The sequence below is a fragment of the Brucella lupini genome, assembly GCF_002252535.1.
Classification (GTDB): Bacteria; Pseudomonadota; Alphaproteobacteria; order Rhizobiales; family Rhizobiaceae; genus Brucella; species Brucella anthropi.
Window position 1 is genome coordinate 418,716 of the sequence record NZ_NNRN01000046.1, and the last position, 21,217, is coordinate 439,932.

Below are 21,217 nucleotides of genomic sequence, written 5' to 3' on the forward strand. Positions count from 1 at the left end.
TGCGCGCGCTCTTAGCACACAATATCGCATTCGTCATCCCACATGAAATCCGGCCACATGAAATCCGGTCGCTATGCATGACGGCGGGGAGCAAGGCTGCAAAAGAAAAAGCCGGGCGCAAGGCCCGGCTTTGAAAGTTGTCCAATCGTGAGGATTACTTGCACTTCTGGATGGCTTTCAGCGCATCCGAAATACCCTTCAGCGAATAGGTATAGTTGGTCTTGGTGCCGCGCTTCGACTGTGCCTGCACCTTCATTTCCGAACCGCCGCGCATGGCTGCGATGAGCTGCGGCTCTTCCGCTGCATTTTCCATCCAGCCGGACTTACCGTTGACGAACATGTTGAAGTTGCGGTTGCCGATGGAGACGACGACCTTGGCATTGGTATTGAGGTCGTAACCGGCCATGAATTGCGGTTCGAACGAGATGTTCTGGCCGGGCTTCTGGCTCACGAGGAAGAAGTTGTCACCGTGATCGACATTGGCCGGAGCCTTCTGGGTCGGTACGGAGAGGACATAGCAGACCTTGCCGTTGCCCGACTGATAGCTGTAGGCGCCCCAGGCATTGAACTGGCTGATCTGGCTCGGGGTCTGGGCGAGTGCCGAACCCGCCATCCCAATCATGAACACAGAAGCCGCGACGATCGATTTTCCAAGCATTGGTTTTTACCGGTTCTCTTTCGTTTGCTTCAAACTTGAATATCGGGATGCCGCCGTTCATCACGCCGTCCCGCTCAGTTGCCGATTAAATTGCCTTAATCTGGGTTACCAAACGGTGAAGTTTCGAAAGAAAACTTGAATGAGCAGCTAAGTCGCCCCGCCATCCCTTGGCTCCACTTGAATTAAAAGAAAGCGGCGAGAGTGTGTTCGTGGGGATAAGGCAATAAGGCAGCAGGGGATTAAGGCAATATGTTGAAGGGGGATAGGATGTCGGAACTAGGGAAATAAGGAAAAAAGCGGGGGGCAATTGAAGCAAAGTAGCCAGAATCACATAGCTGTGATCAGCCGCCGCTATTCCCTTGCTCCCTCATCCTCAAGTGTCTGTCGCGCGGCCAGCCGGTGCGCCGGTGTGATATGGGCACGAACGGCTGTCAGCGCTGCCATCAGCACGGCAACGTCATCGGTGAAGCCGATACCGGCCAGAATATCGGGAATGGCGTCGAAGGGTAGGACGAAATAGGCGAGCGCCGCCATCAGGGTCATGCGCACACGGGTTGGGGTCCTCTGGTCGAGCGCGCAGTAATAGGCTGCCACCACCTCATCCATGAATGGCACCATGCGACCGGCGCGGCGCGCGGCCTTCCAGAATCCGTTCTTCACCCGTTCGCTGCGCTTCTTGAATTCGCTCTCGCTGCCGGGTTCGAGGATTTCACCGATTCTGACGTCATCCATTCTCGTTCAACTCCTGTCGTCCCGATTCCAATCATCGAATGCGGGTTCTGACCGGTAAAAAATGGGGAGTTTGTACCGCTCTTGCAAGGCCAGTTCGATTTCCCCGTAGTCCTATCCTGCAAGAACCATCAGCTACAACGCCCCCGTCAAATCCCCAAAATACAGATTCGACCGGATTGCTCACCAAACGGCTTGGACCGCACTGGAGCGATGCCGAACGAATGGAGGTTTTGATGCATTTGACCGGCTATGGGGAAAATTTCATCCGCAGCGACCGTTCAACACGGCTGTTTCGCGGCAACCAGCTACTGGCTGCTGGAAGCGAAGATAATTACATCACCGTCGATCTGTCGGAGGCGGGATGCTACGATGCCGCCGTCTATCTGCGGTTTCTCTTCGGAGCCGGAATTTCGCTCAACACTTTGCGCGGCACATCCAGCCAGAACTGGATACCGATCCTGAATTTCAGGGCGGGCGAACAATGGAACGGTTATTCGGCTCTACCCTTCGGTCAGGCAATCGGCTTTTATGACGTGCAGGCGGGGCACATTTTCCATGCCGCAATTTCGCTCGGCGATGTTCATATCCGGGGTGTCCATGGCGGCAAACTCGGGCAGAACTGGCAGGATCGCATCAATCTTACCCGCGTTCTACCCTATTCCAGCCGCAATCCAGATGGCAGCTTCAATTATGACCGCCGGAAGATTTACGTCTATATTTCAAAGCTCTAAATTCAGGCTATCGCATTCATCTTGCGCGCAAGCTTGATGTCGAGTTCCGTAATGCCGTTCTCGCTATGGGTAGCGAGCGTAACATCGACGCGGTTGTAGACATTGAACCATTCGGGGTGATGGTCGAGCTTTTCCGCATGGAGCGCTGCGCGCGTCATGAAACCGAAGGCGGCATTGAAATCCTTGAACTTGAAGCTCTTGGCAATCGCCTCGCGTCCGTCGACCTTCTGCCAGCCATCCAGTTCAGTGAGCGCTTCGTTCAGTTCATTTTCTGTCAGCCGGTTGCGTGCCATCTTCTTTCGCCTATGTTGCGGTTCCTGAACTAACTTATCATGAGCGCGAGAGTTCCGTGATCGTATCCGTAGCCGCACAAGCCCCGACCAGCATTCTTTTCGTTTGCGCAGGCAATATCTGCCGTTCTCCGCTTGCCGAAGGCGTGATGGGGCATGTGCTGGAAAAGCGGGGCATCCGCCATGTGCTGGTCGATTCTGCCGGAACCAATGGCTATCATACCGGCGAGGAACCGGATGAGCGCTCCATCAGCGTTGCAGCGCGTCACGGTCTTGATATTTCCGCACAACGCTGCCGCCAGCTCATCGCAAGTGATTTCAGCCGTTTTGACCTGATCCTTGGGATGGACCGTTACAATATGCGAATGATCGCTGAGCGCAGGCCCGCAAATGCAAGCGCGCATATCGGGCTCTTCACCGAGATTGCAGAAGGACGGGCGGTTGAAATCCCCGATCCCTATTATGGCGGGACCGGGGATTTCGAAAAGGTTTACCGAATGGTTCTGGCAGCTTCCATCGCGCTTGCCGACCAGTTCTGGCCGGAACGGGCAACCAAAGGCCAGGCTTCCTCCACGATGTAAGGTCCGCCACCGACGGAATCGCGTGACGACATCAGCACGAACCGTCCCACCTTGAAGGGCAGCGTCGCGAAGTTGCCACGTGAGGAGAGATAGCGCACCACATCCTCGATGCGGGGATTTCTCAGCCGCGCCAGTGTCACATGGGGCGTGAACTTGCGCGGGTCGGCGGGAATGTGAAGTCGCCGGCAGATCCGTTCGATTTCCGCCTGCAATGCGTTGAGCTCAGGCGAGGGGGATACACCCGCATAGATGCTGTGCGGCTTTTTGGAACCGAAAGCATTGACACCCGACAGGTTGAGCATGAATTCCGGCCGCCGCACGCGATCAAGCGCATTGGCAACCTCGTCGGCCACGTGGCCTTCCACATCTCCGATAAAACGCAGCGTTATGTGGTAGTTTTCGACATCAATCCAGCGTGCGCCGGGAAGACCGCCTCGCAACAACGAGAGCGAAAGCGCGGCGTCGCGCGGGATTTCGAGGGCAGTGAAAAGACGCGGCATAAGGCATCCTCCTCGAAGCGTTCCATGCCAGAGCGCCGGGCATCCAAAGGATGCATAAAGGACACTCTAGCCTAGAGAGTCAGTGCACCGTACCTGCCGAATTGATTCGGTTAAGTTGATGCAACTGCAGCGAATCAAAGTTTGAGTCCGGGAGCAAGCTGTTTATGCTCCCGACCGGCGTCAGCCTCCCGATGTCCCCTTATTTTGCATGTTCGTCAGGCTCTTTTCGATAGTGGGCATAAAGTTAGACACCATCGTTTCGACGCCCTTTTCATTGGGGTGCATTCCGTCCTCGAGCAGAAAGTCCTTCTTGGTTGCTACGCCGTCGAGGAAAAACGGGTAGAGCGGCACGCCATATTTCTGTGCCAGCTTCGGATAGATCGGGTTGAACTTGGCGGCATAGTCCTTGCCCATGTTGGGCGGGGCCATCATGCCGGCAAGAATGACCGAAATGCCGCGCTGCTTCAGGCGCGCCAGCATCTCGTCGAGGTTCTTTTCGGTAATGTCGGGTTCGATGCCGCGCAGCGCGTCATTCGCACCCAGTTCAAGGATGACCAGATCGGTGCCATCGGGAACGGACCAGTCGATGCGCGAAAGCCCGCCCGTGGTCGTGTCGCCCGACACGCCCGCATTCTCGATCGAAACCTCGACACCCTTGTCGTTGAGTGCCTTTTCAAGCTGCTGCGGAAAGGCGGCATTGGCCGGCAGCAGATAGCCCGCCATGAGGCTGTCGCCGAAACCGACGATCTTGACCTGTGAAAGCTGCTCGGTCGGCAGTGCGTCTTCGAGACCGGTCGGATCCTCCTGCGCCTGCGCCGTAGTGATGGGGCTTGCCGCCATAAAAGACGCCATCATCGCAAAAATCGGGAGCCATGCCGGAATTGAGAGTTTGAAACGCATCGTCGAAAACCCATATTTGAGGGGCTGTGGGCAAATGGCCCGCCGGACTTCTCTTCAATAATTGGCGCAACATAAGTTCAAATTTGTGGCGCGCTGTTTGGTTCTAAAGATTCATATAGGATAAAAACCGCGTGACGGAACAGGTTGTTGGCCCGATTATCGAACTTGAGAACGTTCATCTAACCCTTGGTCACGCCGCCTCATCGGTGCATGTGCTGAAGGGCGTTTCCCTTCATATATCGCAAGGACAGTCGGTTGGCATCGTTGGTCCGTCCGGTTCCGGCAAGTCCACGCTGCTGATGGTTCTGGCCGGTCTGGAGCATGTCGATAACGGAACTGTGAAGATTGCAGGTCGGACGATCAGCCAGATGAGCGAAGATCAGGCCGCCGCTTTCCGCGGCGCCAATATCGGCATCGTGTTCCAGTCCTTCCACCTGATTCCCAACATGACCGCGCTTGAAAATGTCGCCGTGCCGCTGGAACTGGCCGGGCGTCGCGATGCTTTCGAGGTGGCGGAACGCGAATTGCGCGCTGTCGGCCTTGGCGAGCGCCTCACCCATTATCCATCGGAGCTTTCCGGCGGTGAACAGCAGCGCGTTGCGATTGCCCGTGCTCTTGCGCCAAGCCCGAAAATCCTGATCGCGGATGAGCCGACCGGCAATCTCGATACCACGACGGGGCGCCAGATTGCTGATCTTCTGTTCGCCAAGCAGCGCGAAAACGGCCTCACCATGGTGCTTGTCACGCATGACCCGGCGCTTGCGGCGCGCTGCGACATCGAAATTCCAGTGCGCTCGGGCCGGATCGAAGAGCCTGCACAGGGCGGCTCCGTTCTCGAATCGCTGGCAGCTGGCGCATGAGTGCGGCAAAGTCGTTCTCGCTTGCTCTCCGCTTTGCGCTGCGTGAAATGCGCGGTGGCCTGTCCGGTTTCTATATTTTCCTCGCCTGTATCGCGCTTGGTGTTGCCGCAATCGGCGGCGTCAACTCGGTGGCGCGGTCGGTCAGCACCGGCATTGCATCGGAAGGCCAGAGCATTCTGGGCAGTGATGTCAGCTTCGCGCTCAATCAACGGGAAGCAACGGCGGAAGAACGCGCCTTCATTGCAAAACAGGGCAGAATGGCGGAAAGCGCCACCATGCGCTCCATGGCGCGCATGCCCGATGGTTCCGACCAGTCGCTGGTCGAGGTGAAGGCTGTCGACGCTGCCTATCCGCTCTATGGTCAACTGAAAGTCCAGCCGCAGCAATCGCTCGCCGACATGACCGGCGAGAAGGAGGGCACCTATGGCGCGGCCGTCAGTCAGGATTTCCTCAATCGCATGGACCTGTCGCTTGGCGCAAAAGTGCTGCTCGGTTCGCAAGTGTTTGAATTGCGCGGCCTGATCGAGAGCGAACCGGACCTGCTTTCCTCGGGTTTCAATTTTGCGCCGCGCTTTCTGGTTTCGCTGGATGGCTTGCGGGCTTCGGGTTTGATCCAGCCCGGTAGCCTTGTCGATCATATCTACAAGGTTGCCCTCACAGATGGCGCGCCGGATGCAGCAATTGCCGAAGTCAGGCGGCAGGCCGCTGCCGATTTCCCCGATGCAGGCTGGAACATCCGTTCCCGCACCAATGCCGCTCCGGCGCTGAGCGCCAATATCGAGCGCTTCTCGCAATTCCTGACACTGGTGGGCCTGACAGCCCTGATCGTCGGCGGTGTCGGCGTCGCCAATGCGGTGCGCGCCTATCTTGACGGCAAGCGCGGCGTGATCGCCACCTTCAAGTCGCTCGGCGCGCCAGCGCGCTTCGCGGTGTTGGTTTATCTCGTGCAGATTATGGTGATCGGCTTCATAGGCATTGTTCTCGGGCTGATACTGGCGGCGATTATCCCGTTTGCTGCCGCGATGGCGCTTGCCAATTATCTGCCGGTCGCCGGTGGCGGCGGTTTCTTTCCCGATGCTCTGGCGCTCGCTGCCGTCTTCGGCCTTATCACCACGCTTGCCTTCGCGATTATTCCGCTGGGCCGCGCCCGCGATATTCCGGCGACGGCGCTTTTCCGCGAACAAGGTTTTGAACAGCGCGGCCTGCCACCGTTCCTCTATCTCACCCTTGCGGTTCTGCTGATTGCTGCACTCGCCGGTCTGGCGCTCTACGTTGCTTATGACCGGCGCATCGCTGCAATCTTCATCGTCTCGGCAATCGCTGCCTTCGGCGTGCTGCGGCTTGTCGCCGACGGCATCCGCTGGCTTGCCCGCCGGGTTCCACGCGTGCGTTCGACAGCGCTTCGGCTTGCGGTGGGCAACATCCATCGACCCGGCGCGCTCACGCCCTCTGTGGTGCTTTCACTGGGCCTTGGCCTGACGCTGATGGTGGCAATCGCGCTGATCGATGGCAATCTGCGCCGCCAGGTAACGGAAAACATTCCGGCGCAGGCGCCTGACTTTTTCTTCGTGGATATCCAGAACCGCGATATCGGCGATTTCACCAAGCTGGTCAGCGGCATCGTGCCCGATGGCAAGCTGACCTCCGGTCCGATGCTGCGCGGGCGTATCGTTGCCTTCAACGGCACCAATGTGCGCGACATGACCATCCCGCCGGAAGCAGCCTGGGTGCTGCGCGGCGACCGTGGCATCACCTTTTCCGATACGGTCCCCGAAAACTCGACACTGACGGAAGGCGAATGGTGGCCGAACGACTATAGTGGCGAACCACTGGTGTCCTTCGCGGAGCGCGAGGGCAAGGAACTGGGCCTGAAGCTCGGCGACACGGTGACGGTCAATGTGCTGGGCCGCAACATTACCGCGAAGATCGCAAGCTTCCGTCAGGTTCAGTGGGAAACGCTTGCGATGAACTTCGTCATGGTGTTTTCGCCCAATACCTTTGCCGGTGCGCCTGCGACTTGGCTGGCGACGCTCACCATTCCCGATAGCCAGAAGAACCTTGCGCCTGATGTGCTGCGGCAGGTCACCAAGACATGGCCCGCCGTTACGACGGTCAGCGTGACCGATGCGCTCAATGTCGCCAATGATCTGATCAGCCAGCTTGCAACCGCCATTCGCGCTGCGGCTTCCATCGCGCTGGCTGCATCCGTTCTGGTGCTGGGCGGAGCGCTGGCTGCGGGCAACCGCGCCCGTGTCCACGATGCCGTGGTGCTGAAGACGCTGGGCGCCACGCGCGGCACGCTGATCACGGCCTATGTGCTTGAATATATGCTGCTCGGACTTGCAACGGCGCTCTTTGCGCTTGTCGCCGGCAGCGTGGCTGGCTGGTATGTCGTGGTGGAAATCATGAAGCTGAAAGCGAGCTTCCTGCCTGATGTCGCGCTGATGACCGTTGCCATCGCGCTGGTGCTGACTGTCGGTTTCGGCTTGGCCGGGACATGGCGCGTTCTCGGCCAAAAGCCTGCCCAGGTACTCAGGACGATATGAACGATTTGTAATCGTCACGGGCAGAAAAACGTAAGTCATTGGATCGTATGGAGAAAGCGTTTACACTTCCAGGCTGCTGCATCACGTTTTTTTACAGGTGGTACTTGTACGCGAAGGCCGAAATCCCCATAATGTCAGGCAGGCATGCTGGGGTCCCGCCAGCGGCGCCTGGCGGCGGCTCGACCTTTTGAGCGCCCCCGACACCGGACGGGACATGGCAAGAGGATTTAAGTCATGGCTGACTTTCGCAATATTCAGGCGCAGCAGAGGCCGGTAGGCGGCGCTCGCGCTGATGCAGGCATCGATCAGGGCCTGCGCAGCTATATGCTTGGCGTCTATAACATGATGGCTATCGGCTTGGCCGTTACCGGCCTTGCCGCATTTGCCGTTGCAGCACTCGCAACGACCACGGACCCGTCCGCAGCCGTCGCCCAGCTCGCCAACGGCAAGATGCTCACCGGTCTCGGTGTGGCGCTCTACACGTCTCCGCTTCGCTGGGTCGTGATGCTTGCGCCGCTTGCGGCAGTGTTTTTCCTGAGCTTCCGCATCGAACGTCTTTCGGTCTCGACCGCTAACGCCGTCTTCTGGGGCTATGCAGCTCTCGTCGGTCTGTCGCTGTCGTCGATCTTCCTGGTCTTCACCGGCCAGAGCATCGTTCGCACCTTCTTCGTGACGGCTGCTTCCTTTGGCGCGCTGTCGCTCTACGGTTACACGACCAAGCGCGACCTGTCCGCCATGGGCTCGTTCCTGATCATGGGCCTGTTCGGCCTGATCCTGGCATCGGTCGTCAACATCTTCCTCGGCTCCACCGCGCTGCAGTTCGCGATCTCGGTGATCGGCGTTCTGATCTTCGCAGGCCTCACCGCCTACGACACGCAGTCGATCAAGGAAATGTACTACGAAGGCGATTCTTCGGATGCGCATGGCCGCAAGGTCGTAATGGGCGCGCTGCGTCTCTATCTCGACTTCATCAACATGTTCACCTTCCTGCTGCAGTTCATGGGCAACCGCGAATAGTCGACTGAAGAGTGATTGAACAAAAGGGCAGCGGAAACGCTGCCCTTTTTGCTTTTGTCCATATGATTACTGATGCATGGTAGAAGCCTTATCAAAACACTTTACTCCGGTTCCTCCCATGCCCGTCATTCGTGATTTCCAGCCTGCCGATATTGAAACGATTACCACCATCTATACGGAAGCCGTACTGACCGGCGCGGGCTCCTATGAGATCGAGCCGCCGACAATGGACGAAATGGTGAAGCGTTTTGAGGCATTCGTGGAGCAGGGCTTTCCGATCCTCGTCGCGGAGGAGGATGGCCGGGTTCTGGGCTATGCCTATGCGAGTTATTTCCGCGTCAGACCAGCCTACCGCTGGCTTGCGGAGGATTCGATCTATATCGCCCCGGATGCGAAGGGAAAGGGTATCGGCAAGCTTTTGCTGCGGGAACTCATCGACCGTATTGCTGCATTGGGGTTCCGGCAATTGCTGGCGGTCATCGGCGATGGCGAACACAATATCGGTTCGGTCAAGCTGCATGAGAGCCTTGGCTTCACCCATTGCGGACGTATCGAGGGCTCCGGCTTCAAGCATGGACGCTGGCTGGATACGGTGTTGATGCAGCTACCGCTCAACGGCGGGCGTTCAATCGAGCCGGGAACGCCGCCACTTTCATGATCCTGTAGTCGCTGCCGAAATCAGCTTTCGACGAGCTTGAGGCTCTTGTCGAACACGCGCAGCACGCGTTCCAGCTCATGGCCGCGCTTCATGATAAGCCCGCTTGCAGCGATGACCGAATAAGCGCCCTGTTTCTGCGCCAGCTTCGGATTCTTCTCGATGCGGAAGAGCGGTACTTCGCTTGCGCGGCGAAAGATGGAAAACACCGCACGGTCAGCCAGATGATCAATGGCGTAATCACGCCACGTGCCGGAGGCAACCATGCGGCCATAAATGTTCAGGATTTTGGCAAGTTCATGCCGGTTGAAACTGATGGGAGCCGGTCGCACACGGTCGATAGGAACGACCTTTGGCGAAGCAGACGAGGGAGAAGGGGATGACAAATCCTCATTCGCCACGCTTGACGTATTCATGTCGTTCCTTTCAGCCTTTTGCAGAGCCGGACCGAAGACCGGGCGGGATCAAGAACAAACTGCGCGCAACCGGTTTGGATATTCGGCAATGGCGACGAAGCGAACCGAACCGGCGCATGACAACAGGGTGATGCTTTTGTGAAGCAATTTCAAGGGGAGGCTTTTGCAGGCCGGTTTTCATCGCCAATTATCTGGCGGGGAAAGCCCCAATAAATAGGGATTATGGGCTCTATATTAGTTATTCACGAAAAGAGAATGCCTGTTTGGAATGGTGATTGTCGGCCACATTTTCGCCTTGTCAGCTTCGCATTCCAGCCTGATTATGGCTTCAGCATCTACACGTTGCCTGAGACGGTTCGGTTCGGGTATGTCCGACCCCAAGCCCCCCGCCCAAAGGACTGCCCGAGCCGAACCAACCTTTTCCAGCCCCGCTGAACCAAGTTGCAACACGCACCCAGATGCCCGACGCTACATCAGCCCAAAATGAGAATCTGTTCGATCTGATCGAAACGCATTTCTTGCTGTAAATCGCGCAAGAGCGATGAGGATCGCAGAAAGCTCAAAGGCCGATCGGCTTCTTCTGCTTGAACATGGCCGCGCCATGGATAGGGCCGAGCGAATTGTCATCGCGCGTTTCCTGCAGCACCACCGCACAGCCTGAAACATCCTTGCGTTTCAGTTCCGACGCCGGGATTTCGATCTTCAGCGGCTTGCCGTCCCACATGCCGATCGTATTAGTATCGCGGACAGTGTTGCGATAGGTGACAGCCTCACCGGCATTTTCACCTTCGGTGATCGGAATGGTCACGGAATCGCGGAAATAGAACAGCACGACATGCACCGGCGCTTCCGGCTTCTTGCCTGCACCGATATCGATGGACAGGCGCCCATCATCAAGCTGTGTGATCGAAACCGGCACATCCAGCTTGTTGGCCGCAATCTGCGCCTGAACGGCTTCACTGTCGCGACCGTTCACTTCCGTCGTACCATTGATGATGGCTTGCGGCGTATAGATCATGCGCGCATTGAAGGAGTTGCGATAGGCGTTCTGCCGGTCGGTGTTTTCCTGGGTGGCAAGCGTGTCGCGCCATCCCATATAATCCCAGTAATTGACATGGAACGACAGCGCCAGAACATTGGGATCGTCGGCATATTTCGCGAAATTCTGGTCAGCCTTGGGGCAGGACTTGCAGCCCTGGCTGGTGTAGAGCTCCAGAACGGCGGTCTTCTTGCCACTGTCTTGTGCCTTGGCCGGCCCCTGCATGGAGATGCAGCCGGTGAATGCCAGCCCCAGAACGGCACAGATGCTACGCCAGCCGGGCAAATGCTCGCCGGTAAGCCATGAACCTGTCCCATAGAAGGGGGCGTGGAGTATCACTTCGTTTCATCCTGCAATAATTGTCGCTGACATCTATTATGTAAGAAGTCCTGCAATCAATAGGAATTCACGTTGCGGTGAGATTCGCAGGCGTTACGATTCCCATATCTCACCCTTAAGGGCGAATATCACCAAAATAGCCCACAACAGATTGTGCGAGAACGAGACTGGCTGAACATGAGATCGAGCTTGAGAGAAAAAGCCATCGCCATTTGCGATGAGAAGATAGCGAAAAAGGGCGATACGGTCGGTATCTCGTTCTATGCGTTCTTTGCCAACAAGAACACGGAGCCTGAATTGCTCATGGAAGCTGCCGAGTGGTGGATCAAGACCCATACCCTCGATCACTTTGAAAAAGCGGTAAAAATCAGAGAAATGATCCGATCAGGCCGATAGGCTCCATGTCTAATCTAAAATAAAAAAGCCGCCGGATTTCTCCGGCGGCTTCTGAATTTCAAGCGCGTGCTGATTAAGCAGCGAGATCGCGCAGAACGGTCTGCAAAATGCCGCCGTTCTTCATGTAGTCGAGCTCGTCCAGCGTATCGATGCGGCAGATGAGCGGAACCTTCTTCACCGTGCCATCGGCAAAAGTGATCGAAGCGTCGACCTTCTGGCGCGGACGTACATCTGCAAGACCTTCGATGGTGACCATTTCGTCGCCCTTGAGGCCCAGTGTCTGCCAGCTGGTGCCTTCCTCAAAGACGAAAGGCACAATGCCCATGCCGACGAGGTTGGAGCGGTGGATACGCTCGAAGGACTGCGCGATCACGGCCTTGACGCCGAGCAGGTTGGTGCCCTTGGCAGCCCAGTCACGCGAAGAACCGTTGCCATATTCGACGCCTGCGAAGACGACGAGCGGAACGCCCTCGGCCTTGTACTGCATGGCAGCATCATAGATCGAGGTTTCTTCCTTCGACGGGTAGTGGATGGTGTAGCCACCTTCTCGTCCGTTTTCGCCCAGCATGTGGTTGCGAATGCGGATGTTTGCGAAGGTGCCGCGCATCATCACTTCATGGTTGCCGCGACGCGTGCCGTACTGGTTGAAGTCGGCAATGCCGACGCCATGGTCGATGAGATACTTGCCAGCTGGCGACTGTGCCTTGATCGAACCGGCAGGCGAAATGTGGTCGGTCGTGATCTTGTCGCCGAAGAGACCCAGAATGCGGGCACCCTTGACGTCGCCGATCGTACCGGCCGATTTGCCCATGCCAACGAAGTAAGGCGGGTTCTGCACATAGGTCGAGTTGTCGTCCCATGCATAGGTCTGGCCTGCGGGCACCTGAACGGCCTGCCAGTTTTCGTCGCCCTTGAAGACGTCCGCATACTTTTCCGAGAAGATCTTGCGGGTCACGTTCTTGGCGATGAACTCCTGGATTTCCTGAGAGGAAGGCCAGATGTCGCGGAGGAACACCGGATTTCCGTTCTGATCTTCGCCGAGCGGCTCCTTGGTCAGGTCCTTGGTGACTGTACCGGCAAGAGCGTGGGCGACGACGAGCGGCGGCGAAGCAAGGTAGTTTGCCTGAACGTCCGGCGAAACGCGGCCTTCGAAGTTACGGTTGCCGGAAAGAACGGCAGCCGCGATCAGGCCCTTTTCGTTGATCGTCTTGGAGATCGGAGCAGGCAGCGGACCGGAATTGCCGATGCAGGTCGTGCAGCCGAAGCCGACGAGGTTGAAGCCGAGCGCATCGAGATCCTTCTGGAGGCCAGCGGATTCGAGATAGGCGGCAACGACCTGAGAGCCGGGAGCCAGAGAAGTCTTGACCCAAGGCTTGGTCTTGAGGCCCTTGGCAACGGCGTTGCGGGCCAGAAGGCCGGCGGCGATCAGCACGCTCGGGTTCGAGGTGTTGGTGCACGACGTGATGGCGGCAATCGCCACATCGCCATGGCCGAGATCATAGTCTTCGCCTTCAACGGCATAACGCGCGGTCTGGCCGGTGGTCTTCTTGTACTCGTTTTCGAGCGAGGTGGCGAAACCGGAAGCGATGTTTTCCAGCGCGATGCGGCCTTCCGGACGCTTCGGGCCGGCCATCGACGGAACCACGTCGCTCATGTCAAGTTCGAGAATGTCGGTGAAGACCGGATCGGCTGCACCCTTGTCGCGCCACATGCCCTGTGCACGGCAATAAGCTTCGACGAGTTCGATGCGATGCTCGTCGCGGCCGGTGGTGTTCATGTAGTTGAGCGTTTCGCGGTCAACCGGGAAGAAACCACAGGTCGCGCCATATTCCGGACCCATATTGGCGATGGTTGCGCGGTCGGCCAGCGTCATGTTTTCGAGGCCTTCGCCGAAGAACTCGACGAACTTGCCGACAACGCCCTTCTTGCGCAGCATCTGCGTGACGGTGAGAACGAGGTCGGTCGCGGTCACGCCTTCCTTGATCTTGCCGGTCAGGCGGAAGCCGACGACTTCCGGCAGAAGCATGGAAACCGGCTGGCCGAGCATGGCCGCTTCAGCTTCGATGCCGCCGACGCCCCAACCCAGAACGCCAAGGCCGTTGACCATGGTGGTGTGGCTGTCGGTGCCGACGCAGGTGTCGGGATAGGCAACGGTTTCGCCGTCTTCTTCCTTGGTCCAGACAGCCTGGGCCAGATATTCGAGGTTCACCTGATGGCAGATGCCGGTGCCCGGAGGAACGACGCGGAAGTTCTTGAATGCCTGCTGGCCCCACTTCAGGAAGCGGTAGCGTTCGCCGTTGCGCTGATATTCGAGGTCCACATTGGCCTTGAATGCGCTTGGATTGCCGAATTCGTCGACGATGACCGAGTGGTCGATGACGAGATCGACGGGAACGAGCGGGTTGATCTTTTCCGGATCGCCGCCAAGAGCCTTGAGGCCGTCGCGCATGGCCGCAAGGTCAACGACGGCAGGAACGCCGGTGAAGTCCTGCATCAGCACGCGGGCCGGGCGGTAGGCGATTTCTGCGCCTGCGGAACCGCGGTCGTTCAGCCACTTGGCAACAGCTTCGATGTCCGACTTCTTGACGGAGCGGTCGTCCTCGAAGCGGAGCAGGTTCTCGAGCAGAACCTTCATGGAGAATGGAAGCTTGGAAACGCCTTCGAGACCGTTCTTTTCGGCTTCGGTCAGGCTGTAATAAACATAATCCTTACCACCTACGGTAAGGGTTTTGCGGCATTTAAAGCTGTCGATGTGCGACACTGCGTTCGTCCTTCATGCTACTGGCCGGAAAACCAGGACGAACGCCTCTGCTGCGTTTCAAGGACGCGCCAAGGTGCGGGTGCAGTCATTTCCGCTGTCCGTCCCGATGCCTGTGTCCTTGAGGGCAACAGGTTGAGATCGGCCAAAAATGGTTTCCACGCCGACCGCTGGCGTGGTAGCCCTCATATAGAGAGTTTTCTAAAACGATTCCAGACAGAATATCGTGAATTCGGCCCCTTGCGGCGAAATGTTGCGATGCCTTTCCATAGATTTTCCGAGGGGCCGGTTCTATTGGTCTGGCAATTATCCATCGGGGCTTAGAGGGTATAAAATGCGGCTTGAAGCCGAAAATCTGGCGGGCGAGAGAGGCGGGGAAACGATTTTCGCTGGCCTGTCTTTTGCTCTCAGTGAAGGCGAGGCGCTGGTGGTGACCGGCCCGAATGGCTCGGGCAAGTCCACGCTGCTGCGAATCATCTGCGGCCTGCTTCCGCCAGAAGCAGGAAAGGTGGAACTTCGCGAGGATGGCACAGTTCTTCCGGTGCGCGCCGCCTGCCATTATCTCGGCCATCAGAACGCGATGAAACCGGCGCTCAGCGTGCGTGAAAACCTGTCCTTCTGGCAGAAGTTCAATGGTGCTGCGCAAACGGAGATCGATGAGGCGCTGGAAGCCGTCGATCTGCCCGGCGTGGAGCATCTGCCTTTCGGCTATCTGTCGACGGGGCAGAAGCGCCGTGTTTCCATCGCCAGGCTTCTGGTCAGCCATCGTCCGCTCTGGATCGTCGATGAACCGACCGCCGGTCTCGATAAGGCGTCCGAAGCCCGCTTCGCCGAGCTGATGCGCGGACATATGCGGGACGGCGGCATGATCGTCGCTGCAACGCATATTCCTCTTGGCCTTGAAGGTGTCAGCGCACTCGACATGGCCGCCTGTTCAGTCGAGGCTGCCTGATGCTGGCGCTTTTCCTGAGAGATTTGCGCCTCAGTTTCCGCGCCGGTGGTGGCGCGCTGATCGGAATCCTATTCTTTCTGGCCGTGATTTCGGTGATGCCCTTCGGCGTCGGGCCTGACCTCAATCTTCTCGCACGCATCGGTCCTGCCATGCTGTGGATCGGCGCGTTGCTGGCAACGCTGCTGGGGCTCGACCGGCTGTTTCAGGCCGACCGGGAGGACGGTTCGCTCGACCTGCTGCTGATCGGCGCGGACAGTCACATGCTGGCTTTCACGGTTTTTGTGAAATGCGTGGCCCATTGGGTGGCAAGCGTGCTGCCGCTGGTGATCGCATCGCCGATGCTCGGTCTGTTCATGAATATGGATGCCTCGGCAATCGGCGCAACATCGCTGACGCTTCTGGTGGGAACGCCCGCCATCGCCTTCATTGGCGCTGTGGGTGCAGCCCTTGCCGTGGCGCTGCCGCGTGGCGGGTTGCTGGTGTCGGTGATCGTTCTGCCGCTCACCATTCCGGTGCTCATTTTCGGTGTATCAGCTTCGCATGGAGCGACAGTAGACAACGCGCCCTTTCTGGCGCCATTCCTTATTCTTGCAGCACTCACCCTGTTCTTTGCCGTCCTCGGGCCTCTGGCCGCGAGCGCGGCACTGAAAAGTTCGGCGGATTGAACATGATCCCGAAAAGTGGGAACCGCCTTCGCGGGGAAAACAGTCCACTGGACTGTTTTCTGATCCCGCTACGATCAGAATCGATCAAGTTCGGCGGATTGACGCAGTTGATTACGGTCAATTGAACGGCACGGGGGTGGAAGGTAAGTATAGGCCATGGAAAAAGACATGACCAAAGACGCCGTTAAAACCACGAGCTGGCTCGATCTGGCCAATCCCACGCGCTTCCTTGCCTTTTCAGGCAAGGTGTTGCCATGGCTGGCCGTGCTTTCGGTGCTGTTTCTGGCGGCTGGCCTCTATATGGTCTTTTTCCTGTCGCCGGAAGACTACCAGCAGGGCATGACGGTTCGCATCATGTATATCCATGTGCCTTTCGCATGGCTTTCCATGATGTGCTATTCGATCATGGCTGTTTCGGCGCTGGGCACGCTGGTCTGGCGGCATCCGCTGGCCGATGTCTCGATCCGCGCAGCCGCTCCGCTCGGTGCCGTCTTCACCGCGCTTGCGCTTGCCACTGGTTCGCTCTGGGGCAAGCCGATGTGGGGCACATGGTGGGTGTGGGATGCGCGGCTGACTTCCGTGTTCGTGCTGTTCCTGATGTATCTTGGCATTATCGCGCTGTCGCGCGCCATGGACGATCCGGCAAAAAGCGCCAAACCTGTGGCTGTGCTTACACTGGTCGGCTTCATCAATATTCCGATCATCAAATTTTCGGTCGACTGGTGGAACACGCTGCACCAGCCGGCTTCGGTGTTCCGCATGGATGGCCCCACCATCGACGCATCCATGCTGCGCCCGCTTTTCGTGATGGCTATCGGCTTCTCGCTTCTGTTTTTCACCCTGCACATGATGGCTATGCGCAATGAAATCTGGCGTCGCCGCGTCGCGTCGATGAAGAAGCTTGCCGCACGGAATGCCGACCGCAATCGCAAAGCGCAGGAGGGTGCAGTATGAACCATCTTGGCTATGTTCTCGCCTCATATGGCATCACGGTCGCGGCACTCGTCGTCACCATCGGCTGGATATTGATCGATCAGCGTATCCAGAAAAACGAACTGAAGCGGCTGGAAGTGCAGGGTGTGCGCCGCCGTTCTGCAAAAGCCCCCGGTAAAGCACAATGACGGAAACGACCGAGAAGCCAGCCGCGCCGAAAAAGCGCTCCACATGGGTTGCCCTGCTGCCGCTGGCGATTTTCGTCGGACTGGCGGCGGTGTTTGCGGTCCAGCTTCTGTCGGGCAAGGACAATACGACGATCCCTTCCGCTTTGATCGGCAAGCAGGCACCGCAGACGAACCTGCCGCCCGTTGAGGGGCTGGTGCGCGATGGCGTGCCTGTTCCCGGCCTCAACAGCGAAGAGTTTAAGGGCAAGCTGACACTGGTGAATGTCTGGGGATCGTGGTGCGTTCCCTGCCGTCAGGAGCACCCGCTCTTGATGGAAATCGCCAAGGATGAGCGCATTCGCGTGGTTGGCCTCAATTACAAGGACCAGCCGGAAAATGCGCGCCGTTTTCTCGGCGATCTCGGTAATCCCTTTGCAGCAGTCGGTGCCGACCGCGCCGGGCGTTCAGCCATCGAATGGGGCGTCTACGGCGTGCCGGAAACCTTCCTCGTCGATGAGACAGGCAAGATCGTCTACAAGCATGTCGGGCCGTTTACGCCGGGGTCAGTGAAGAACGATCTGATGCCGGTCATAGAGCGAAATATTTCGCGTTATTAATTATTCGACTAATTCCTTAGAGAGTGCATCTATTTGCTTCTTTATTATCTGAGCGGCATTTCCCATCCAAGCAGTGTCTGCGAGTTTGGGAACGGCAACCGTCATCCCAGTGGCTCCATTTAGCGCCAAGCATAGCAAAGCATAAACCATAGCATGAGATAAAATACTGGAGGCTTTTTTTGAGGTCTTTGTAGTTGTCTCATCAATGAAATTCACACCGTGACTAAAGATTTTTGCTACTAAATTCTCTATAGTTCGGATAACTGCAAACGCAGCTTTTTTAGTTGCCCTTTTGGGGTCGGCAATAAGGAGCTGCAGAGCGCGAATTGTCTTTGGAACTTCGTGATCAACAATGTCAGGAGACTGCTCAAGCTCCTCCACTATACTGGTAGCTGCTTCTGAAATCTTGATAATTTCATTTTGGTGAAGCTCGACTAATATAGCAGCTTCAGTAAAATTTTGCCAATCAGGAAACTGGGAGACATACAATCCAACGCCTGAGGTTTGAGATTGCAGCATAGCTGTGATGATCGGAGGCAATTCCTCTGAAAATTGCTTTTCTGCGAGGTCAACTCCCATATTCATTAGGCCGAGTTGAATGATATCTTCGCAGCTAATAAGTTTTTCTTGTAAAGTAATTACTGTGTCTAATAATCTGGGATCACAATTTGATTGGCGTAGTTGATTTAGCAATCGTTCACCACTTTCGATAAGTGATGTTCTAGCAGATTGAGCATAGTCTGAATTTGGGATTGGTGCAGTCGCGGGGCGATGCGCGATCTGTAGCCGCCCACTTTTTATTTCAAATTGAACAGGGGCAATTTTCTGCGCAGGAATAATACGGCGAAGTTTTGCGGTATCATTAATACTTGTATCGTCGCCCGCCTTTCCATTGAATTCATGTGCTATTTTTATGAAGTATTCTATCGCCTCACCTGTGGTGGCGGCTCCTTCATTGAGGTTGCTATCTATAAAAGGAAGTTCAGGCTGACTATGAGATGTGGGGGAGCGGTATTTAAAAGTCCGATGAGCAAGATATTTTATAAACTCATCACTCTGAGAAAGTTTCGTTGCATTATCAGCAATTTTAACCATGAGTAGGTCTACTCGTTCGAGCCGTTCCAAACGGATCGAACGGCGCATCTGCGAAAGAGTGTATCTTAGGCCTTCAACATGCATCGCCAATTGTTGCATATCGTCGAAGTTTTCGAGTCTGATGCGTGGCGGCATGTTTATCGAATAACGAGAAATCGATGTAATGATGCCATACATCACATCGATCATTTCAGACTGATGAATATTCATGATTCCCCCGCCTCTTTCGTTGAGAAGTTAGGGAACATCACGAGGCTTATCAAGTACAAGCGCGCAATGAGGAGGCGACCTTGGCTGTCTTATTGCTGCCCGACATTTTTAATCAATCCGGCAGTTTCCGCACCGCGCCTTTGGCGGCACTGGTTGCCATGGAGGCATAAGCCTTCAGCGCGGTGGAAACCTTGCGCTTGCGCTCTTCCACCGGCTTCCAGCCGGTCGAATCCTGTTCGGCGCGGCGTTCGGCCAGCGTCGCATCATCAACGGCGAGGTGAATCTTACGGTTCGGAATGTCGATATCGATGATATCGCCTTCGCGCACCAGACCGATCGTGCCGCCTTCGGCTGCTTCCGGCGATACGTGGCCGATCGAGAGGCCCGAAGAGCCGCCCGAGAAACGTCCGTCGGTGATCAGCGCGCAAGCCTTACCCAGACCCTTCGACTTCAGATAGCTGGTTGGATAGAGCATTTCCTGCATGCCGGGGCCGCCGCGCGGGCCTTCATAGCGGATCAGCACAATGTCGCCAGCCTTGATCTTGCCGTTCAGAATGCCGAGTACTGCGGTATCCTGGCTTTCGAAGATGCGGGCCGGACCGGAGAATTTCAGGATGGAATCGTCCACGCCTGCCGTCTTCACGATGCAGCCGTCTTCGGCCAGATTGCCGTAAAGCACGGCCAGACCGCCATCCTGACTGAATGCATGTTCCTTCGAGCGGATGACGCCCTTTTCACGGTCGGTGTCGACGCTGTCGAAACGGCGTTCCTGGCTGAAGGCAACCTGTGTCGGCACGCCGCCGGGCGCAGCCGAATAGAACTTGTGCACCATGTCGCTGTTGGTGCGGGTCACGTCCCAATGATCGAGCGCCTTGGCAACCGTTTCGCTGTGCACGGTCGGCAGATCGGTATTAATCAGGCCTGCCTTGTCGAGCTGGCCGAGAATGCCCATGATGCCGCCTGCGCGGTGCACATCTTCCATGTGAACCGTATTGTTGGCAGGCGCGACCTTGCAGAGCACCGGCACGCGGCGCGACAGGCGGTCGATGTCGGCCATGGTGAAGTCGATCTCGGCTTCCTGAGCGGCAGCGAGCAGATGCAGAACCGTATTGGTTGAGCCGCCCATGGCGATGTCGAGCGTCATGGCGTTTTCAAAAGCCGGGAAGCTCGCAATCGAGCGCGGCAATACGCTTTCGTCGTTCTGCTCGTAATAGCGGCGAGCAAGATCGACAACCAGATGACCGGCTTCCACGAAGAGGCGCTTGCGGTCGGCATGGGTTGCGAGCGTGGAGCCATTGCCCGGCAGCGACAGGCCGAGCGCTTCGGTGAGGCAGTTCATCGAGTTTGCGGTGAACATGCCCGAGCACGAACCGCAGGTCGGGCATGCTGAACGCTCAATCGCCTTGACCTGATCGTCGGTGTAGCTGTCGTCGGCAGCTGCAACCATCGCATCGACGAGGTCGAGCTTCTTGACCTGATCGTCCCAGACGACCTTGCCTGCTTCCATCGGACCGCCGGAAACGAACACGACCGGGATATTGAGGCGCAGAGCGGCCATCAGCATACCGGGAGTGATCTTGTCGCAATTGGAAATGCAGACCATCGCATCGGCGCAATGGGCATTGACCATATATTCGACCGAGTCGGCGATGAGTTCACGCGACGGCAGCGAATAGAGCATACCGTCGTGACCCATGGCGATGCCGTCATCGACCGCAATGGTGTTGAATTCTTTTGCCACGCCGCCAGCGCTTTCAATTTCGCGCGCAACGAGCTGGCCGAGGTCCTTCAGGTGCACGTGGCCGGGCACGAACTGGGTGAACGAGTTCACCACGGCAATAATCGGCTTGCCGAAATCCTCATCCTTCATTCCGGTGGCGCGCCATAGGCCGCGCGCGCCGGCCATGTTGCGACCGTGGGTGGTTGTACGCGAACGATAAGGAGGCATTTTCAAACCTTTTAGGAACTATTCCAATGTGTAACGTCGATATGACAGAACCGTTCCCGCTGAGCAAAGCGCAAATTGCCCCATACTGTCGGGGCTGAACCATTCGCAGACTTGCGGACAACGGAAAGGGTTCCGGCGTGCGACAGCTTTCGCAGGCACAGACACGGCAATCTAGCACGTTATTGTTATAATGCAAAAGATATTGCACTGAA

At 57.1% G+C, this 21,217-nt stretch carries 22 protein-coding genes; 12 read left to right on the plus strand and 10 right to left on the minus strand.

The window, feature by feature from the left end; genetic code table 11:
• Positions 1 to 154: 154 nt before the first annotated feature.
• Both CES86_RS13540 and CES86_RS13545 read right to left on the minus strand, forming a co-directional pair.
• Positions 155 to 658 carry an invasion associated locus B family protein gene (locus tag CES86_RS13540; RefSeq protein WP_010657895.1) on the minus strand — a complete coding sequence of 168 codons (504 nt, stop codon included), beginning with the start codon at positions 656 to 658 and terminating at the stop codon, positions 155 to 157.
• A 351-nt stretch (positions 659 to 1,009) separates the two neighbouring features.
• A complete protein-coding gene (locus CES86_RS13545; protein ID WP_094514620.1) occupies positions 1,010 to 1,390 on the minus strand; it encodes a YkvA family protein in 381 nt (126 codons plus the stop codon).
• Positions 1,391 to 1,623: 233 nt separating this feature from the next.
• Between CES86_RS13545 and CES86_RS13550 the strand changes: the two genes are divergently transcribed.
• Positions 1,624 to 2,121 carry a hypothetical protein gene (locus tag CES86_RS13550; RefSeq protein WP_226622377.1) on the plus strand — a complete coding sequence of 166 codons (498 nt, stop codon included), beginning with the start codon at positions 1,624 to 1,626 and terminating at the stop codon, positions 2,119 to 2,121.
• Between the two features lie 2 nt (positions 2,122 to 2,123).
• Here the strand turns inward: CES86_RS13550 and CES86_RS13555 are convergent, their stop codons facing one another.
• A complete protein-coding gene (locus tag CES86_RS13555; protein ID WP_010657898.1) occupies positions 2,124 to 2,414 on the minus strand; it encodes a 4a-hydroxytetrahydrobiopterin dehydratase in 291 nt (96 codons plus the stop codon).
• A 56-nt stretch (positions 2,415 to 2,470) separates the two neighbouring features.
• Between CES86_RS13555 and CES86_RS13560 the strand changes: the two genes are divergently transcribed.
• The gene (locus CES86_RS13560) at positions 2,471 to 2,992 is read left to right on the plus strand and encodes a low molecular weight protein-tyrosine-phosphatase (RefSeq protein ID WP_094514621.1); all 522 of its coding nucleotides are present in this window, start codon (positions 2,471 to 2,473) and stop codon (positions 2,990 to 2,992) included.
• Here CES86_RS13560 and thpR read toward each other — a convergent pair.
• Together thpR and CES86_RS13570 are read right to left on the minus strand one after the other, a co-directional pair.
• Positions 2,902 to 3,492, minus strand: coding sequence for an RNA 2',3'-cyclic phosphodiesterase (thpR, locus tag CES86_RS13565; RefSeq protein WP_010657900.1), 591 nt, complete (start codon positions 3,490 to 3,492; stop codon positions 2,902 to 2,904). The genes CES86_RS13560 and thpR overlap by 91 nt on opposite strands.
• Before the next feature lie 180 nt (positions 3,493 to 3,672).
• Entirely contained in the window at positions 3,673 to 4,392 is a 720-nt protein-coding gene (locus CES86_RS13570) for an arylesterase (protein WP_011982321.1), read from the minus strand.
• Between the two features lie 131 nt (positions 4,393 to 4,523).
• On the opposite strand from CES86_RS13570, the gene CES86_RS13575 reads away from it, so the two are divergent.
• From CES86_RS13575 to CES86_RS13590, 4 genes are all read left to right on the plus strand, one after another.
• Positions 4,524 to 5,252: an ABC transporter ATP-binding protein gene (locus CES86_RS13575; RefSeq protein WP_094514622.1), complete on the plus strand. Its 729-nt coding sequence runs from the start codon at positions 4,524 to 4,526 to the stop codon at positions 5,250 to 5,252.
• Positions 5,249 to 7,798, plus strand: coding sequence for an ABC transporter permease (locus CES86_RS13580; protein ID WP_094514624.1), 2,550 nt, complete (start codon positions 5,249 to 5,251; stop codon positions 7,796 to 7,798). Before CES86_RS13575 ends, CES86_RS13580 begins: the two co-directional genes overlap by 4 nt.
• A gap of 234 nt (positions 7,799 to 8,032) precedes the next feature.
• On the plus strand, positions 8,033 to 8,815 hold the full coding sequence (locus CES86_RS13585) for a Bax inhibitor-1/YccA family protein (protein WP_011982324.1): 783 nt from the start codon (positions 8,033 to 8,035) through the stop codon (positions 8,813 to 8,815).
• Positions 8,816 to 8,933: 118 nt separating this feature from the next.
• A complete protein-coding gene (locus CES86_RS13590) occupies positions 8,934 to 9,473 on the plus strand; it encodes a GNAT family N-acetyltransferase (protein ID WP_040129023.1) in 540 nt (179 codons plus the stop codon).
• A 20-nt stretch (positions 9,474 to 9,493) separates the two neighbouring features.
• Here CES86_RS13590 and CES86_RS13595 read toward each other — a convergent pair whose 3' ends face one another.
• Entirely contained in the window at positions 9,494 to 9,886 is a 393-nt protein-coding gene (locus CES86_RS13595; RefSeq protein WP_010657937.1) for a DUF2794 domain-containing protein, read from the minus strand.
• Positions 9,887 to 10,445: 559 nt separating this feature from the next.
• Positions 10,446 to 11,180, minus strand: a complete 735-nt coding sequence (locus tag CES86_RS13600; RefSeq protein WP_029375846.1) for a DUF1223 domain-containing protein — start codon at positions 11,178 to 11,180, stop codon at positions 10,446 to 10,448.
• A 261-nt stretch (positions 11,181 to 11,441) separates the two neighbouring features.
• Between CES86_RS13600 and CES86_RS13605 the strand changes: the two genes are divergently transcribed.
• On the plus strand, positions 11,442 to 11,660 hold the full coding sequence (locus tag CES86_RS13605; protein WP_040129021.1) for a DUF6500 family protein: 219 nt from the start codon (positions 11,442 to 11,444) through the stop codon (positions 11,658 to 11,660).
• A 73-nt stretch (positions 11,661 to 11,733) separates the two neighbouring features.
• Here the strand turns inward: CES86_RS13605 and acnA are convergent, their stop codons facing one another.
• The gene (acnA, locus tag CES86_RS13610) at positions 11,734 to 14,421 is read right to left on the minus strand and encodes an aconitate hydratase AcnA (RefSeq protein WP_011982327.1); all 2,688 of its coding nucleotides are present in this window, start codon (positions 14,419 to 14,421) and stop codon (positions 11,734 to 11,736) included.
• A gap of 331 nt (positions 14,422 to 14,752) precedes the next feature.
• Between acnA and ccmA the strand changes: the two genes are divergently transcribed.
• From ccmA to CES86_RS13640, 5 genes are all read left to right on the plus strand, one after another.
• Positions 14,753 to 15,370: a heme ABC exporter ATP-binding protein CcmA gene (gene ccmA / locus CES86_RS13620; RefSeq protein WP_094514625.1), complete on the plus strand. Its 618-nt coding sequence runs from the start codon at positions 14,753 to 14,755 to the stop codon at positions 15,368 to 15,370.
• Positions 15,370 to 16,035: a heme exporter protein CcmB gene (gene ccmB, locus CES86_RS13625; RefSeq protein WP_011982329.1), complete on the plus strand. Its 666-nt coding sequence runs from the start codon at positions 15,370 to 15,372 to the stop codon at positions 16,033 to 16,035. Before ccmA ends, ccmB begins: the two co-directional genes overlap by 1 nt.
• 168 nt (positions 16,036 to 16,203) lie before the next feature.
• On the plus strand, positions 16,204 to 16,989 hold the full coding sequence (locus CES86_RS13630; RefSeq protein ID WP_181834081.1) for a heme ABC transporter permease: 786 nt from the start codon (positions 16,204 to 16,206) through the stop codon (positions 16,987 to 16,989).
• The gene (gene ccmD, locus CES86_RS13635) at positions 16,986 to 17,156 is read left to right on the plus strand and encodes a heme exporter protein CcmD (protein ID WP_094514628.1); all 171 of its coding nucleotides are present in this window, start codon (positions 16,986 to 16,988) and stop codon (positions 17,154 to 17,156) included. Before CES86_RS13630 ends, ccmD begins: the two co-directional genes overlap by 4 nt.
• Positions 17,153 to 17,752 carry a DsbE family thiol:disulfide interchange protein gene (locus CES86_RS13640; protein WP_094514630.1) on the plus strand — a complete coding sequence of 200 codons (600 nt, stop codon included), beginning with the start codon at positions 17,153 to 17,155 and terminating at the stop codon, positions 17,750 to 17,752. Before ccmD ends, CES86_RS13640 begins: the two co-directional genes overlap by 4 nt.
• Here the strand turns inward: CES86_RS13640 and CES86_RS13645 are convergent, their stop codons facing one another.
• Both CES86_RS13645 and ilvD read right to left on the minus strand, forming a co-directional pair.
• Complete coding sequence (locus CES86_RS13645; RefSeq protein WP_094514631.1) at positions 17,753 to 19,057, minus strand: hypothetical protein; 1,305 nt, start codon at positions 19,055 to 19,057, stop codon at positions 17,753 to 17,755.
• 112 nt (positions 19,058 to 19,169) lie between these two features.
• A complete protein-coding gene (ilvD, locus tag CES86_RS13650; RefSeq protein WP_094514633.1) occupies positions 19,170 to 21,005 on the minus strand; it encodes a dihydroxy-acid dehydratase in 1,836 nt (611 codons plus the stop codon).
• Positions 21,006 to 21,217: the final 212 nt, after the last annotated feature.